The following is a 15,985-nucleotide window of genomic DNA, read 5'->3' on the forward strand; positions in this document are numbered from 1 at the left end:
CGAGCTAACGCTCATCGTGGTGAGTGGTGAGTGGTGGAGGAGTGGGTGGTTTGGTTGTTGGGTTGTCTGGTGGTTTTCACCTTCTACACTGGTAGCACGGCTTGTTCCTTCAGCCTCAGACAACCAACACCAAAGGAGTCTGTTCCATGGCCGACAGAAAATGCGATTGCCCGGGATGTAGCTGCAAGATCAAGGAAGGCGAGCATTCCTATGTGGCGCACGGCAAGCACTATTGCTGTGAAGCCTGCGCTCATCACCATAAGGGCGGTGAAGAGTGTTCCGGCAAGGGTTGCCATTGCGCGCACCCGAAATAACGGGCTGCATGAAAAAGTGGAGCCTAGTCAGGCTCCACTTGCAGTTTCAGGCTGTCGTCGTCCAGGCGTTCGGTGTGGCGGACGGTGCCTTGCAGGCGTCGGCCTTCGACCCGGACGTCGACGGTTATGGCCTGTTCAAGGTCTTCCGGTTGTGGGGCCGGGACGCGCAGGGCGAAGCAGTAGGGATCGTTTTCGACGGGTTCCAGGCCAACCGGGCAGTCGATGCTTCGGGTGACTCGGCCGGAGGCAGTGTCCAGGCTGTAGTCCAGATGCGCCGGGCTGCTGATGGTCGTCATGTGTGTTCCCCCGAAATACTCCCCGCCTGCGCGCAAGTTTAGCTTGCCGGTCGCCACGTGACGTTTTCCACGCCGAATTTTTCTGCCATCGGCTTGCTGGTCTTTTGCACTTTCTCCCGGCCGAAGCGCGGGATGCGACCCACCCCGGCGTCGCAGCTTGCCCAGTGCCACGCCTCGGTGTTGTCCATTTTGTCCGAGCGGATAATGAACGACTTTGGCGTGCCGTGAAGGGTGTAATCGATGACGTACAGTTTTGCGTTGTTCATAAAGCCGTTCTTCCTCCCTGTGGTAATAGAAGGATCGCTGCGCACCGGGAAAATTCACTCGGATTGTCCGACGGTATCTATCAATGGCGATTGACCGGGCGCACTGGTTACCATGACGCCTTCGCCAACTCTGATGAATGTTCGCCATGGCCCTCGCCGCGCCCCCCGATCTGAGTGATACCGATGTGCCGGTGCAGCCGCTGGCGCGCACCTATCCGCGTGGGTTGTTCATCGAACCGCACGAGCATGTCTGGGGGCAGTTGCTGTATGCGATGAGCGGCGTGATGTGGGTCGAAACCCCGCACGAGGCGCTGGTGGTTCCGCCGCAGCGGGCGGTGTGGTTGCCGCCGGGGGTGCCTCACGGGATTCGCGTGGTGTCGGATTTGCAGATGCGCAATATCTACCTGCGCCCGGCGCTGGCGGCGACGCTGGATCAGACGGTGCAGGTGATCGAGGTCGGCGGCTTGCTGCGCGAGCTGATCGTCGGGCTGGTGGCGCAGGGCGACAGCGGCGATGCCGAATATTACGAAGCGCTGGTCGGTCTGGCGCTGCTGGAGCTGAAACGCGCAAGGCGTTCACAGTTGAAGATCCCGCTGCCGGACGACGCCGACCGGCGGCTGATGAGTCTGTGTCAGGCGGTGATGGCCGCGCCGTCGCTGGACATTCCTTTCGAGCAACATGCCGAAAACGCCGGGGCCAGCGTGCGAACGTTGGCGCGGTTGTTCAAGGAAGGTCTGGGCATGGGCTTCGCCGAGTGGCGGCGGCAGGTGCAACTGGCGACGGCAGTGGCCGAGTTGATCCAGGGCGTGCCGGTCAGCGCGATTGCCCGGGAGCTGGGTTATTCGCCAAGCAGTTTCAGCGATATGTTCCGTCGTGAGCTGGGCGTGGCGCCTTCGCAGTTCGGTGCCGGTCAGCTTCCGGGCTGATTTGGCCGAAATTCAGAAGTCCTTGGCCGGTGCTTTCGCACAGCCTTCCCTAGACTTTGCCCATTCCCTTTATGTGGCGGAGTGATCCCATGAACTACCTGATTTCCCTGGGCATCGGTCTGGGCGTCGGCCTGTTGTATGGCGCGCTGGATTTCCGTTCGCCGGCGCCACCGGCCATCGCGCTGGTCGGCCTGTTGGGCATGCTGGCGGGCGAGCAGTTGTGGCCTCTGGGCCGGCAACTGGTCAGCGGCTGGTTGTCCTGAATTTCCTTTTTTCATTCGGTGGATGAACTCATGAAAGCACTGCAATTCGATAAAACCGGCGACCTGTCTTCCCTGCGCTTCGTCGAGGTGCCGACGCCGGTGCCGGGGGCCGACGAGGTACTGGTGCAGATCAAGGCTGCGGGCCTCAATCCCAGTGATGTGAAGAACGTGCTCGGGCGTTTCCCGTACACCACGCTGCCGCGCATTCCCGGTCGGGACTTTGCCGGGGTGGTGGTTGAAGGGCCGCAAGCGTTGATCGGTCAGGAAGTCTGGGGCACCGGGCGTGAGCTGGGTTTTTTCGCCGATGGCTCCCATGCGCAGTTCGTCAAACTGCCGGCCAATGGCGTGGCGCACAAACCTTCGCACCTGAGTTTCACCCAGGCCGCCAGCCTCGGCGTGCCTTATACCACGGCGTGGGATGCGCTGGAGCGCAGTCTGGTGAATGCCGAAACCCGTTTGCTGGTGATCGGTGGCGGGGCGGTGGCGACGGCGGCACTGGCGCTGGCCAAGGTGCGTGGCGCGCAGTTGCTGGCGGCGGCGCGGCGGCCGGAGCAGGTCGAGGATTTGCAGGCGCAGGGTTATCAGACGATCCAGTTGGACAAGCCTGAAGAGCTCGGCGCGCAGGTCAATGCGGTGTACCGCGGCGGCGCCGACGTGATCTTCGACACCACCGGGTTCTGGCTGCCGGCTTCGGTTTCCGCATTGGCGCCGTTCGGGCGTATCGCGATCATCGCTGCGCCGGTGGACGGTCATGTACAACTGCCGGCGCTGGCCCTGTATCGCAAGGGGGGCTCCGTGGTCGGCATCAACTCGTTGCTGTACGGCGTTGAAGCCTGTGCGGCGATGCTCGAGCAGTTCGGCCGGTTCTTCGACGAAGACCTGCTGCCACTGCCGCAAGGACTGGTCGAAGCACCGTTGGCCGAAGGGCTGGCGCGCTATGCCGATGTCAATCAGGGCAGCGGCGACAAGGTCATCCTGATGCCTTGATCCTTATGCGTCCGGCACGCCGTGCTCCCACGCCGACCAGTGCTTCAGGATGTCCTGCACCAGCGGGTTCCCCGTGCGGTAGAGGTTTTCCAGTGCTGGGACAAATCCGCCCTGATCGGCGTACTTGAGCAGGTTGTCCACTTCGCTGCCGCCCGGCGCCGGGCGGTCGAAGTCGGAGCCGGCGCGCACCACGGCCAGGCGCTGCACGTCCACCAGACCTTCGCGGCTGGCGCGCAACAAAGCCTCGTAGGTGGAGTTGTCTTCCTGTTGGGTGGTGCAGTATTCACCCTTGTTGTCGGTCAGCAATCTGGTCCAGACCTCGGCGCGTTCGCTCAGACGCGTGCCGGAAAACCAGGTGTTGCCCGCCAGCGTGTCGCAGCGGGTGACCACCGGCGGCTGATTGGCCGGTGCTGCCGGGTATTTCTGGCGCCACGCGGCCGACTCCTTGCTCTCGCTCAGTTCGACCTTGTGGCTCAGGGCGAAGGCCTTGGCCTGCAGTTTCGGGTTGAGTTCGAAGACCTCGGTCTTGTAGTCCAGCGGCGGTTTTTCGTTCGGACCTTTGGTGTTGATGCCGAGGTAACCGGTCGGCCAGCTCGACGGCGCATCGCGTGAATCCAGTTCCCACTGGGTGCCGAACTCCACCAGATAGTGCGCCCAGGCAGCGGTGCCGATGGTTCCGTGTTTCGGGCTGATGCCGGCAATCCCGGCGATCAGGAAGTAGCTTTTGCGCAGGTCGAATTTCGGTGACAGCGCCAGTGCCAGGGTCGAGGCAGCGGCGTTGGTCTGGCCCATGCCGGTGGTCATCAGGCACACCTGCTGCGTGTTGCAGCGGATGGTCGGGTACTCGGCCGACAGGCCCGGCACGCGGATTTCCTGTTTGAGTTCGAGGCGCTCGATCCAGTTTTGCGCCTCCGGGGCGAACATGGTGATCAGCACCACTTTCGGTTGAATCGGCGCCTCGGCCGCCCAGGCGGTGGAGGAGAGCAGGGCCGCAACGGCCAGTGATACACGCGTCATTGCTTTCATGATGGCTCCTGGATTCAGAACTGATAACCGATGCCGGCGTAGTAACCCCAGCCGTTGGAACGTGCGCGGAAGTTGCCGTCGCCGAAGTTCAGCTCGCTGCCGTCCTCCCAGTTGCCGCCGTTGTGGAAGTAACGGCCGACCAGGGTGAAACGCAGGTGGGTGAAGGAGTACAGCAACACGTTGGTCGCCACCGTGGCATTGGCGGTGCGCGCCGGGTTGTCCTTGTGCAGGTCCGAGCCGAAGTCGAAGTTGGTGAAACCAATGTAGGTCAGCGAGGCACCGTTGCTGAATTTGTCGATCGGCACGATGTACTTCAGCTGCGCACGGTAGCCGTCCCACGAATATTCGTTGCTGGCGCCGTAGTTTTCCCACTGGTAGCGCCCGTACAGGTTGGCCGACAGGTTGACCCGCGAGTGGGTGTCGATGTCGGTCCCCAGACCGCTGTACAGCGTGTTGGCGCGGTTTTCCTTGCGGCTGCCGTGGTCGTAGATCCAGTCGAACGCCACGTACCATTCCTTGAACGGCCCGATGGCCAGGCTGCGGCCGGCGAGATAGTCGATGGAAATGCGCGGTTCGTGCTCCATGAACACCGGCGAGCCGTGATCCCACACGCCTTTGTCGTGGCTGTTGCCGATGTTGAAGATCTTCGGAATGTCGATGTAGCCGTACAGCTCGAACGGCCCTTTGCGCCCGAAGTATTCGTATTCCAGGTAAATATCGTCGGCCGGTTGCGGGCCGAAGCTGATGTCCTTGCTGCCGATCAGCATCAGGTCCTGGTTGTACCAGTCCGACAGGTACGCGCCTTTTTTCGGCGGGCTGGCTTCGGGGCTTAGGGCTTCGCCCTGGGCGGATTCCTCGGGCAAGGCAGGTTGCGCCAGCGCAGTGTGGCTGAGAAATCCGGTAACGCCGGCCAGTAGCAGGGAAACAGCAAACGGTCGCGCACCACGACGGCGGCGGCAGGAAGAAGCGTGCATTCAAAGTCCTTTTTGCGGATCAGGGCCCGGTTTTTCGGGGCTGTACGGTTTTGTTACGAAAATGCGGTCAACAGCGACTCGCAAACGTTTGCACAAGCCGTACCAATTTTCGCAATGCCCTGAAAAATCGATCAATTCGGTGGTTTATCTGGCACCTCGGTCAGGTGCGGGCCTGGCTCGTATCAAGCACCTCAAAACCCTGTTCAGAACGGCTGGAAGTATCACCGCAGCGCCTTATCGCACAAAAGTATTAACACTATTTAATCAATGCCCCATCGCAGGGCATCAACTAGCGTGTGTCTGGAATAGACGGTTTATCTGATGACCGTCATACGCTTGATACGCGTGTTGGATCTTGCCGCCGCACGCCTTCAAGGATGAAATTGGCCACGAAAGGAGTAACCCGTGGAAGCAAGGTTTGGTGTCGCCCTCGTTTCGCGCTTTTCCCCACTTTCCCTTGCAGTGCACCTGAGCGTCGCCGGACTTCTGTTCGGCGGGGTCAGCGAGCAGGCGTTCGCCACCTGCTCGGCCGCGGGCTCGACGATCACCTGTTCGGGTGTTCCGACGCTGCCGCTGTTTCTCAATGACTACAGCAGCGCCAGCAGCGGCGTGACGGTCAACGTCACCAACGGCGCGCAGATGAACTCCACCCTCGGCGGCAAGGTGATCAACCTGACCGGGGCCAACATCAACCTGAACAACTCCGGCACCATCGACCCGGCCTTGCTCGGCCTGGTTTCGATTCTCAGTGGCGGTGCGTTCATCGGCACCGGCGCGACCAGCACGGTGAGCATCGCCAACAACACCACCGGGATCATTCGCGGCACCGGCATGCTGCTCGGCCTCAACCTGACCAGCATCGACGGTCTGGGGATTGCCGTGAACAACTCGGTGTCGGGCACGACGACCATCACCAACGACGGCACGATTACCTCGACCGGGCTGTCGGTCGGCGGGATAACCCTGGCCGATACCCCGGTGGTCGGGGTGTATGGCGGTTCGCAGGTCAACATGACCAACAGCGCCAGCGGCACGATCAACGGCCGGATGGCGTTCGAAACGTCGGTGGCGGGCAACACCTTCACCAACGCCGGTAACATCACCGGCGGTTTGTCGATGGGGGCGGGCAGCACCAACACCTTCTACGCGATCACCGGTTCGAGCGTTAACGTCGGTGACGGCGTGCAAGTCTCTGTCGGCCTTGGAGGCCTGATCGGCGTCAACCTGACCTTCGCCCCGACCGGCACGATCGATGGCGGCGCGGCGGGGACCAACACGCTGATCCTGCAAAACCCGATCGGCCTCGGCGGCGGCACCACCGGGACCGGCACGGCGTCCAGCGCGGTCTATGTCAACTTCAACAACCTGACCCTCAATAGCGGCACCTGGACCTTGCAGGGTCCGTTGGTCAGCGGTGCGACCACCCTCAATGGCGGTGTCGCGCAGTTCAACGACAACGGCGCGTTCGGCAGCGGAGTGCTGACGTCCAACGGCGGCATCCTTCAGGCCAGCAACGCCGGTTTGACGCTGGCCAACCAGATCAACCTCGGTGCGGGCGGCCTGACCCTGCAGGGCATCAACGGCACAACCCTGAACGGTGTGATTTCCGGTACTGGCGGCCTGACCAAGATCGGCAGCGGCCAGCTCAACCTCAACGGCATCAACACATACACCGGCAACACCGTACTCAACGGCGGTGTGGTGCTGGTGGGCAACAACCAGGCGTTCAGTACCGGCGGCATCACCGTCGGCGGCTCTTCGAGCATCTCGGCGACGGCGCCGATTTCGCTGGCCAACGCGATCACGCTCAACAGCACCCTGACCGCGACCGGCACCGGTGCGCTGACCCTGGGCGGGGTGATCAGCGGCGCCGCCAACCTGACCAAGACCGGCAGCGGCAGCCTGACCCTCAACGGCATCAACACCTACACCGGGATCACCAGCCTCAGCGCCGGCACCTTGCGCGTCGGCAACAACAACGCCCTGGGCACCGGGGTCCTCAACACCAGCAACGGCACCAGCCTCGACAGCACCGGCAACGTGACCCTGGCCAACAACGTCGGCATCACCGGTGCGTTGAACGTGCTCGGCAGCAATGCCCTGACCCTGGCCGGCATCGTCTCCGGCACCGGCGCGATCACCAAGAGCGGCAGCGCCAGCCTGACCCTGACCGGTAACAACACCAACAGCGGCACCACCGCGCTTAACGGCGGCACCTTGTTCGTCGGCAGCAACACCGCCCTCGGCACCGGCGCATTGAACGCAGCGGCCGGCACTACGCTGGATGCGACCACGGCGGTGACCCTGGCCAACGCAGTGGCGCTGGCGGGCGGGCTGACCATCGGCGGCACCCAGGCGCTTGGCCTGAGCGGCGTCATCAGTGGCGCCGGCAGCCTGATCAAGGGCGGCACCGCGAACCTGACCCTCAGCGGCAACAACACCTTCTCCGGCGGTACCACGCTGAACAACGGGACGCTGATCGTCGGCTCCAACACCGCGCTCGGCACCGGCGCACTGACCACGGCGGCGGGCACCACCCTCGACGCCAGCACCACCGTGGCGCTGAGCAACGCCGTCGCCCTCGGCGGCAACCTGAACATCGCCGGCAACGCCAACCTGACCCTCGGCGGTGTGGTCAGCGGCAGTGGCGGGCTGACCAAGAACGGCGCGGCCAACCTGATTCTCAACGGCGCCAACACCTTCAGCGGCGGCACCACCCTGAATGCCGGGACGCTGACTGTCGGCAACGCCGCCGCACTGGGCAGCGGCGCCCTGACCGTCGCCAATGCCGCGACCCTCGACAGCAACACCTCGGTCATCCTCAACAACAACGTCGCCCTCAACGGCAACCTGTCCATCGCTGGAAGCAACGGCTTGATCCTGGGCGGTGTGCTCAGTGGCGCCAGCCAACTGATCAAGAACGGCACCGCCAACCTGACCGTCAACGGCGCCAACACCTTCACCGGTGGCACCACGCTCAACGCCGGCAGCCTGACCGTCGGCAACGGCGCGGCACTCGGTACCGGCACGCTGACCGTGGGGGGGAGCGCAACGCTCAACAGCAGCGCCAACGTGACGCTGAACAACGCGATTGCCCTGAACGCCAACCTGACTGCCGGCGGCGCCAACCCGCTGACCCTTGGCGGCGTGATCAGCGGTGGCAGCAACCTGATCAAGACTGGTTCTTCGACCCTGACCCTGACCGGCAACAACACCTACACCGGCGCTACATCGTTGAACGCCGGGACACTGATCGTCGGCTCCAACACCGCCCTCGGCACCGGCGTACTCAATGCCGGCAACAACACCACGCTGGATGCCAGCACCGCGACCAGCCTGGCCAACAACGTCAACCTCGGCGGCAACGTGACCATCGGCGGCAGCAACGCGCTGACCCTCGCGGGCGTGGTCTCCGGTGTCGGCGGCCTGACCAAAAGCGGCCCCGCCGACCTGATTCTCAACGGCGCCAACACCTACTTCGGCAACACCGCACTCAACGTCGGCAAGCTGATTGTCGGCAGCAATACCGCGCTCGGCAGCGGCGCATTGAACGCCGCGGCGGGCACCACGCTGGACACCAACACCGCCGTCACGCTGGGCAATCAGGTCAACCTGGCCGGTGCGATGAACGTGGGTGGCAGCGCAGACCTGACCCTCACCGGCACTGTCGCCGGAGCCGGCAGCCTGGTGAAAAACGGCGCGGCCAATTTGAACCTTAATGGCACCAACACTTACGTCGGCGGCACCACGCTGAACGCCGGTACGGTGACCGCCGGCAACAGCTCGGCCCTCGGCACTGGCGCCTTGACCGTCGGTGGTGCAGCAACCCTCGACAGCAGTTCGCCGCTGGTCAGCCTGGCCAACGCGGTCGTGCTCAATGCGGCACTGAGCGTCGGCGGCACCCAGGACCTGACCCTCGGCGGTGTGATCAGCGGCGCCGGCCAGTTGATCAAGAACGGCGCGGCTAACCTGACCGTGAACGGCACCAACACCTACAGCGGCGGCAGCACACTCAACGCCGGTACGTTGACACTGGGCTCGGCCGCTGCCTTGGGCAGTGGCGGCCTGACCGTCGGTGGCGCGTCGACGCTGGATACCAGCACCGGCATGAGCATCGGCAACAACATCACCCTCAACGCCGGCCTGACCCTGGCCGGCAGCAACACCCTGAACCTCAGCGGCGTGATCGATGGCGCCGGCAGTCTGACCAAGGACGGCTTCGGCGACCTGACGCTCAGCGGCAACAACACCTTCACCGGTGCGCTGAACATCGCCTCCGGCAGCGTCACCACCGTGAGCAGCGGGGCTCTGGGCAACACCTCCGGCGCCAACATCAGCGCCGGCGCCAATCTCTATCTCAACAGCAGCGCCAGCCTCAACGGGCTGAGCGGCAGCGGCAGTGTGCAGATCGCCGGCGGCAACACCCTGACCGTGGGCGGCGTGAACAGCACCAGCACCTTCGACGGCGACCTCGGCGGCAGCGGTGCGCTGACCAAGGTCGGTACCGGGACGCTGAACCTCACCGGCAGCAGCGGCATTACCGGCAATACCAATGTCAACGCCGGCACGCTGAATCTCACCGGATCGCTGGCCAGCACCCAGCTCAACGTCAACAACGGCGCCACGCTCACAGGTACCGGTTCGGCGCTTGGCTTCATCACTGTCAACAGCGGCGGTCATCTGGCGTTGTCCTCGGGCAATACCTTGTCCACCTCGTCGCTGATCCTTACGGCCAACAGTAATGTCGACGCGAGCCTCGCCACGCCATCGACTTCGTCGCTGATGAACATCGGCGGCAACCTGACCCTCGACGGTAATCTCAACGTCACCGATGCCGGCGGTTTCGGTGTCGGTGTCTATCGCCTGTTCAACTTCATCGGTGCACTGACCGACAACGGCCTGACCGTGGCCGGCGTGCCGGTGGGTTACGGCCTCGGCGACATCCTCGTGCAGACCCTGGGTAATCAGGTGAATCTGGTAGTGTCGGCGCCGAACACCAACCTGCGTTTCTGGGACGGCAGCCAGACAATCCCGAACGGCACGGTGGATGGCGGCACGGGCACCTGGGATGCCGGCGGCACCAACTGGACCAATTCCAACGGCACGCTGAACCAGACCTGGGCCGGCGACTTCGCGGTGTTCCAGGGCACGGCGGGCACGGTGTCGGTCAACGGCACGCAACTGTTCACCGGGATGCAATTCCTCACCAATGGCTACAACGTGGTCAACGGTACGTCGGGTCTGCTGACCGCCGTCAACGGCAGCGGTGGCACCACGGCGATGCGGGTCGATCCGGGCGTGACCGCCACCGTCGGTGTGAACATCGACGGTAGCGGCATTCTTAACAAACTCGACGCCGGCACCCTGGTGCTCAACGGCGCCAACAGCTACACCGGCGGCACGCAACTGGACGGCGGCACCCTGGTCGTCGGCAGCAACACCGCGCTGGGCACTGGCGCACTGATCGCCAACGCCGGCACGCAGCTCGACAGCAACACCGCCGTGACCCTGACTAATGCGACCACGCTGAACGGTAACCTCACCGTGCTCGGCAGCAATGCGCTGACCCTCAACGGTGTGATCTCCGGCACCGGCGGTTTGATCAAGAACGGTTCGGCCAGCCTGACCCTCGGCGGCAACAACGCCTTCCTCGGGCCGGTGGCACTGAACGCGGGCGGTCTGATCCTGGCGTCGAACAGCGCGCTGGGCTCGGCCACCCTGAACGCGGCCAACGGCACCACCCTCGATGCCAGCGGCGCCTTCAGCGCGGCCAACGCGATCAACCTGGCGGGCAACCTTGCTATCGTCGGCAGCAACGATCTGACCCTCAGCGGCGCCATCAACGGCGCCGGCAGCCTGACCAAGAATGGTGCGGCCAACCTGATCCTGAGCGGGGCCAACAACTTCCTCGGTGGCGTCACCCTCAATGCCGGCACCCTGACCGCCGGCAGCAACGGCGCCCTCGGTCTGGGCAACCTGACCGTGGCCGGTGCCTCGGCGCTGGACAGCAACACCTCGGTGTCGCTGGGCAACAACGTGGTGCTCAACGCCAACCTGACCAACACCGGCAACAGCGACGTAGCCATCAGCGGCGTAGTCAGCGGCACCGGTGGATTGATCAAGAACGGCGCCTCGAACCTGACCCTCAACGGCATCAACACCTACAGCGGCGGCACCACGCTGAATGCCGGCACTGTGACCCTCGGCACCTCGGCGGGCCTGGGCTCCGGCGCGGTGACCGTGGCGGGCGCCTCGACCCTCGACACCACGGCGCCGCTGGTACTGGCCAACAATGTCAACGTCAATGCCAACCTCAGCGTGGCGGGCAACAACAACCTGACCCTCGGTGGCGTGATCGCCGGGGCCGGCACCCTGACCAAGAACGGTCTGGCCGACCTGACGCTGACCGGCAACAACACCTTCAGCGGCACCTTCGATGTGCAGTCCGGCAGCCTGACCACCCTGGGCAACTCGGCACTGGGCAGCAACGCCGGGGTCAATCTCGGCGCTGCGGCGACCCTCAACCTCGGCGGCTCCGGCAGTCTCGCCAGCCTGACCGGCAGCGGCACCGCACTGATCGGCGGCGGCAACACCCTGAGCATCGGCGGCAACAACGCCAGCAGTATTTTCGACGGTGTGCTTACCGGCACCGGCGAACTGAGCAAACTCGGCACCGGAACGCTGACCCTGACCGGCCTCAACAGCCTGACCGGCAACACCACGGTCAACGCCGGCACCTTGAACGTCAGTGGCTCGCTGGACAGCGCCAGCGTACTGGTCAACAGCGGCGGCACCCTGACCGGCGGCGGCTCGCTCGGCGGGGCGGTGACCGTGGCGGATGGCGGTCATCTGGCCGGCGCCACCGGCAGCACGCTGTCGGTGAATTCGCTGGTGTTCAACGCCAACTCCAACTTCGACGTCGGCCTCGGCGCACCGGTGTCCGGTGGCGGCAACGCGCTGGTCAACGTTGGCGGCAACCTGACCCTCGACGGCACCCTCAACGTCAGCGACATCGGCGGTTTCGGCAGCGGCGTGTACCGGTTGATCAACTACACCGGCGGCCTCACCGACAACGGCATGCTGATCGGCACCGTTCCGGGCAGCGTCACGCCTGGCGACCTGACCCTGCAAACCGCGCTGGCCAACCAGATCAACCTGCTGGTCAGCGCACCGGGCGTCACCGTGCAGTTCTGGGACGGCAACCAACTGATCGCCAACGGTTCGGTGGATGGCGGCAACGGCACCTGGGGCACCGGCACCACCAACTGGACCGATGTCAACGGCACCACCAATCAGGCCTGGACCAACAGCTTCGCAGTGTTCCAGGGCGCGGCGGGCACCGTGACCGTCAACGGCGCGCAAACCATCACCGGCATGCAGTTCGTCACCGACGGCTACAACCTGCAGAACGGAACGGCGGGTTCGCTGAATCTGGTCAACGGTTCGCTGGGCAACGCCACCGTGCGGGTCGATCCGAACGCTACGGCGACCATTGGCGTTGCGCTCAACGGCGCCGGCACACTGGGCAAATACGACACCGGCACCCTGGTGCTCAACGCCGCCAACGGCTACACCGGCGGCACTGCGCTCAACGGCGGCAAGATTGTGGTCGGCAACAATGCGGCCCTCGGCACTGGCGTATTGACCGCCGCCAACGGCACGGCGCTGGACAGCAACACGGCGGTCAGCCTGGCCAACGATGTGGTGCTCAACGGTGGGCTCACCGTTGCCGGCTCCAACGCGTTGACCCTCGGCGGCGTGGTCAGCGGCAGCGGCAGTCTGATCAAGACCGGTCCATCAAGCCTGACCCTCAATGGCAGCAACACCTACAGCGGCGGTACCCAACTCGCTGGCGGTACGCTGGTTCTGGGCAACAACAGCGCGATCAGCAGCGGTGCTCTGACTGTGTCGGGCAACGGCACCCTCGACAGCACCTCGGCGCTGCAACTGGCCAACGCCATCAATCTGGGTGCGCAACTGACCCTGGCCGGCAACCAGAACACCACGCTGATCGGTGCGGTCACCGGCAGCGGCAGCCTGGTGAAAAACGGCAATGGCGATCTGTTGCTCAGCGGCGCCAACACCTACAGCGGCGGCACCACGCTGAACGGCGGCAGCACCCGTGGCGATACCAGCAGCCTGCAAGGCGCCATCGTCAACAACGCGACGCTGACCTTCGAGCAGAACAGTGACGGCAGCTACACCGGCAATCTGACCGGCGCCGGCATCCTGAACAAAACCGGCACCGGCGCCTTGCTGCTGACCGGCAACAACACCTTCACCGGCAACACCTCGGTTCAGGCCGGTACGCTGAACGTCAATGGCGTGTTCAACAGTGCCAGCGTCGATGTCGCCAGCGGCGCGAAGATCGGCGGCAGCGGCCAGTTCGGCGGGGCCGTGCAACTGGCCAGCGGTGCGACCCTGCTGGGTGGCGGCAGCGCGACGCCGTTGTCGGTCGGATCTCTGGCATTGTCTTCGGGGACCAATCTGGACTTCACCCTCGGCTCGGCCGCCAGCTCCACAACCGTGGTCAACGTTGCAGGCAACCTGACCCTCGACGGTACGCTGAACATCACTAACGCCGGCGGCTTCGGCACCGGTGTGTATCAACTGTTCAGCTACGGCGGCACGCTCACCGACAACGGTCTGGTCTACGGCAGCCTGCCGGTTTCGGCGGCCAATCTGACCCTGCAAACCGCGCTGGCCAATCAGGTCAACCTGCTGGTACAGAACACGCCGGGCGAAGTGCAGTTCTGGAACGGCGGCAAGACCAACCCGGACGGCAGCATCGGAGGCGGCAGTGGCGTGTGGGGCCCGAGCACCAACTGGACCGACCCGACCGGCACTCAGGCGCTGGGCTCCAATGGCCAGTTCGCGGTGTTCGGCGGGCAGGGCGGGACGGTCACGGTGCAGGGCAATCAGAACTTCACCGGGCTGCAATTCCTCGTCAACGGCTACAGCCTGGTACCGGATGCCGGCGATACGCTGACCCCGGTCAACGGACCTGGCGGCACACCGGCGCCGATCCGCGTCAATGCCGGCGCTACCACGCAAATCGATGTGCCATTGATTGGCGCTGGCGGGATCGAGAAACTCGACTCCGGCACCCTGATCCTCACCGCAGCCAACACTTACAGCGGTGGCACCACCGTCAGCGGCGGTACGCTGATCGGTAACACCACCAGCCTGCAAGGCAATATCGTCGATAACGCTTCGGTAGTGTTCCAGCAGAACACCGATGGCCAGTTCAATGGTCGTCTGAGTGGCGTCGGCGCACTGGCAAAACGCGGTGCGGCGCGCATGCTGTTGACCGGCGACCAACCGTTCAGCGGCACCGTGTCGGTGGATCAAGGCGTGCTGCAAGTCGGCAGCCGGGCAGCGCGGGCATCGCTGGGCGGTCAAGTGACCGTCGCCAACGGCGCAGCCCTGAGCGGTAACGGCAGCGTCGGTTCGGTGGTCAACCACGGTGTGGTGGCCTCCGGTGGCGGTGACGGCACCTTGAGTGTGGCGGGCAACCTGACCAACGCCCCGGACGGTGTGCTGGCCCTGACCGTCAGCTCGCCAACCGCTACGCCTCTGGCCGTCGGCGGCACGGCAACCCTGGGTGGAGGCCTGCAAGTGAACAGCCTGGCGCCGTTTACCGGCAACACCGTGTACTCGCTGATCACCGCCGGCGGTGGCGTGAATGGCACGTTCAGCGCCGCCGATCTGCCGCAATACGCGTTCCTCGACACGGCGCTGGTGTACAGCCCAGACGCGGTGAACCTGGTGGTCAGCCGCAACGGCAATTCGTTCGCCGACGTCGCCGCCACCCGCAACCAGCGCAACACCGCCTCGGCGTTGATGCGCAACGGTCCGGCGGGTGCTGCGTTGCAGAATGAAATCGTCAACCTCAGCGTGGCCGGTGCGCGTCACGCCTTCGACAGTCTGTCGGGGGAAATCCATGCCAGCACCGCCAGCGCGGTTCTGGAGGATTCACGTTTCGTGCGTGAAGCGGTCAACGACCGGATGCGTCAACCGACCTGCAGCGCATCGGACGATCCACGCCGGACCCTGGCACCGAGCGACACCCAGTTGAGCAGCAACGGTTGCCACGGTGAAATGGTCGGCTGGGCCCGCGTCATCGGTGCCTGGGGCGACATGGGCGGCGACAGCAACACGGCGAAAGTCGATCGCAGTCTCGGCGGTTTCATGCTCGGAACCGACAAGCAGCTCGACGATCAATGGCGCGCCGGGATGGCCGCGGGTTACACCCGTGGCAACCTCAACGCCCACGATCGCAACTCCGATGCCAAGGTCGACAGCTACCACCTGGCGGCGTACCTGAGTTCGCAGTTCGATGCACTGGCCGTGCGCCTCGGCGCGGCTTACAGCTGGCACAGCATCGAGACCAAACGCGACGTCAGCGTCGGTGCCTACAACGACCGTCTGAAGGCCGACTACGACGCCCGCAGTGCCCAGGTGTTCGGTGAAGTGGGTTACGCCATCAATGCGGCCGGCGTGGCCATCGAACCGTTCGCCGGCCTGGCCTACGTCAACTACGACAGCGACACCGCCAAGGAAAAAGGCGGGGTGGGGCGCCTGAAAGGCGATGCCGATCAGGACATCACCTACTCGACCCTCGGTGTGCGCATCGGCAAGTTGGTGACCCTGGCCAACGGCAGTCAACTGACCCCGCGCGCAGCCATCGGCTGGCGGCATGCCTACGGCGACACCAAGCCGGATGCCGACCTGACCTTCATCGACGGCGGCGCGTCGTTCAGCACCCAGGGCGTGCCGATCGCCAAGGACAGTGCGCTGCTCGAAGCCGGCGTGGACTTCCAGATCAGCCCGACCGGCAAGCTCGGCATCGGCTATTCGGGCCAGGTGTCCAGCGACAACAACGACAGCGCGATGACCATCAGCTTCAGCCAAAGCTTCTGATCGTGGTCGA

General features: G+C 64.5%; 9 protein-coding genes. 5 read left to right on the top strand and 4 right to left on the bottom strand.

The window, feature by feature from the left end; genetic code table 11:
• The first annotated feature begins 146 nt into the window (after positions 1-146).
• Positions 147-314, top strand: coding sequence for a metallothionein (locus CAG02_RS22335; protein ID WP_085686659.1), 168 nt, complete (start codon positions 147-149; stop codon positions 312-314).
• 23 nt (positions 315-337) lie between these two features.
• On the opposite strand, the gene CAG02_RS22340 is transcribed toward CAG02_RS22335, so the two are convergent.
• Positions 338-610 (bottom strand): hypothetical protein, encoded by a 273-nt coding sequence (locus CAG02_RS22340; protein WP_085712527.1) that lies wholly within the window; start codon positions 608-610, stop codon positions 338-340.
• Between the two features lie 38 nt (positions 611-648).
• Entirely contained in the window at positions 649-876 is a 228-nt protein-coding gene (locus tag CAG02_RS22345) for a DUF6555 family protein (protein WP_064597962.1), read from the bottom strand.
• A 137-nt stretch (positions 877-1,013) separates the two neighbouring features.
• On the opposite strand from CAG02_RS22345, the gene CAG02_RS22350 reads away from it, so the two are divergent.
• The 3 genes from CAG02_RS22350 to CAG02_RS22360 all read left to right on the top strand — a co-directional run bounded on the left by CAG02_RS22350 (position 1,014) and on the right by CAG02_RS22360 (position 3,052).
• Positions 1,014-1,802, top strand: coding sequence for a helix-turn-helix domain-containing protein (locus CAG02_RS22350; RefSeq protein WP_085712526.1), 789 nt, complete (start codon positions 1,014-1,016; stop codon positions 1,800-1,802).
• An 89-nt stretch (positions 1,803-1,891) separates the two neighbouring features.
• Positions 1,892-2,065 carry a DUF1427 family protein gene (locus tag CAG02_RS22355; RefSeq protein WP_085712525.1) on the top strand — a complete coding sequence of 58 codons (174 nt, stop codon included), beginning with the start codon at positions 1,892-1,894 and terminating at the stop codon, positions 2,063-2,065.
• A gap of 30 nt (positions 2,066-2,095) precedes the next feature.
• Positions 2,096-3,052, top strand: coding sequence for a zinc-binding alcohol dehydrogenase family protein (locus CAG02_RS22360; RefSeq protein ID WP_085712524.1), 957 nt, complete (start codon positions 2,096-2,098; stop codon positions 3,050-3,052).
• A 3-nt stretch (positions 3,053-3,055) separates the two neighbouring features.
• On the opposite strand, the gene CAG02_RS22365 is transcribed toward CAG02_RS22360, so the two are convergent.
• Positions 3,056-4,078 (bottom strand): purine nucleoside permease, encoded by a 1,023-nt coding sequence (locus tag CAG02_RS22365; protein WP_085712523.1) that lies wholly within the window; start codon positions 4,076-4,078, stop codon positions 3,056-3,058.
• Between the two features lie 14 nt (positions 4,079-4,092).
• A complete protein-coding gene (locus CAG02_RS22370; RefSeq protein ID WP_085712522.1) occupies positions 4,093-5,052 on the bottom strand; it encodes a nucleoside-specific channel-forming protein Tsx in 960 nt (319 codons plus the stop codon).
• A gap of 405 nt (positions 5,053-5,457) precedes the next feature.
• Between CAG02_RS22370 and CAG02_RS22375 the strand changes: the two genes are divergently transcribed.
• Positions 5,458-15,975 carry an autotransporter-associated beta strand repeat-containing protein gene (locus CAG02_RS22375; RefSeq protein ID WP_085712521.1) on the top strand — a complete coding sequence of 3,506 codons (10,518 nt, stop codon included), beginning with the start codon at positions 5,458-5,460 and terminating at the stop codon, positions 15,973-15,975.
• Positions 15,976-15,985: the final 10 nt, after the last annotated feature.

It is taken from the genome of Pseudomonas sp. R43(2017) (assembly GCF_002112345.1).
GTDB classification, from domain to species: domain Bacteria; phylum Pseudomonadota; class Gammaproteobacteria; order Pseudomonadales; family Pseudomonadaceae; genus Aquipseudomonas; species Aquipseudomonas kribbensis.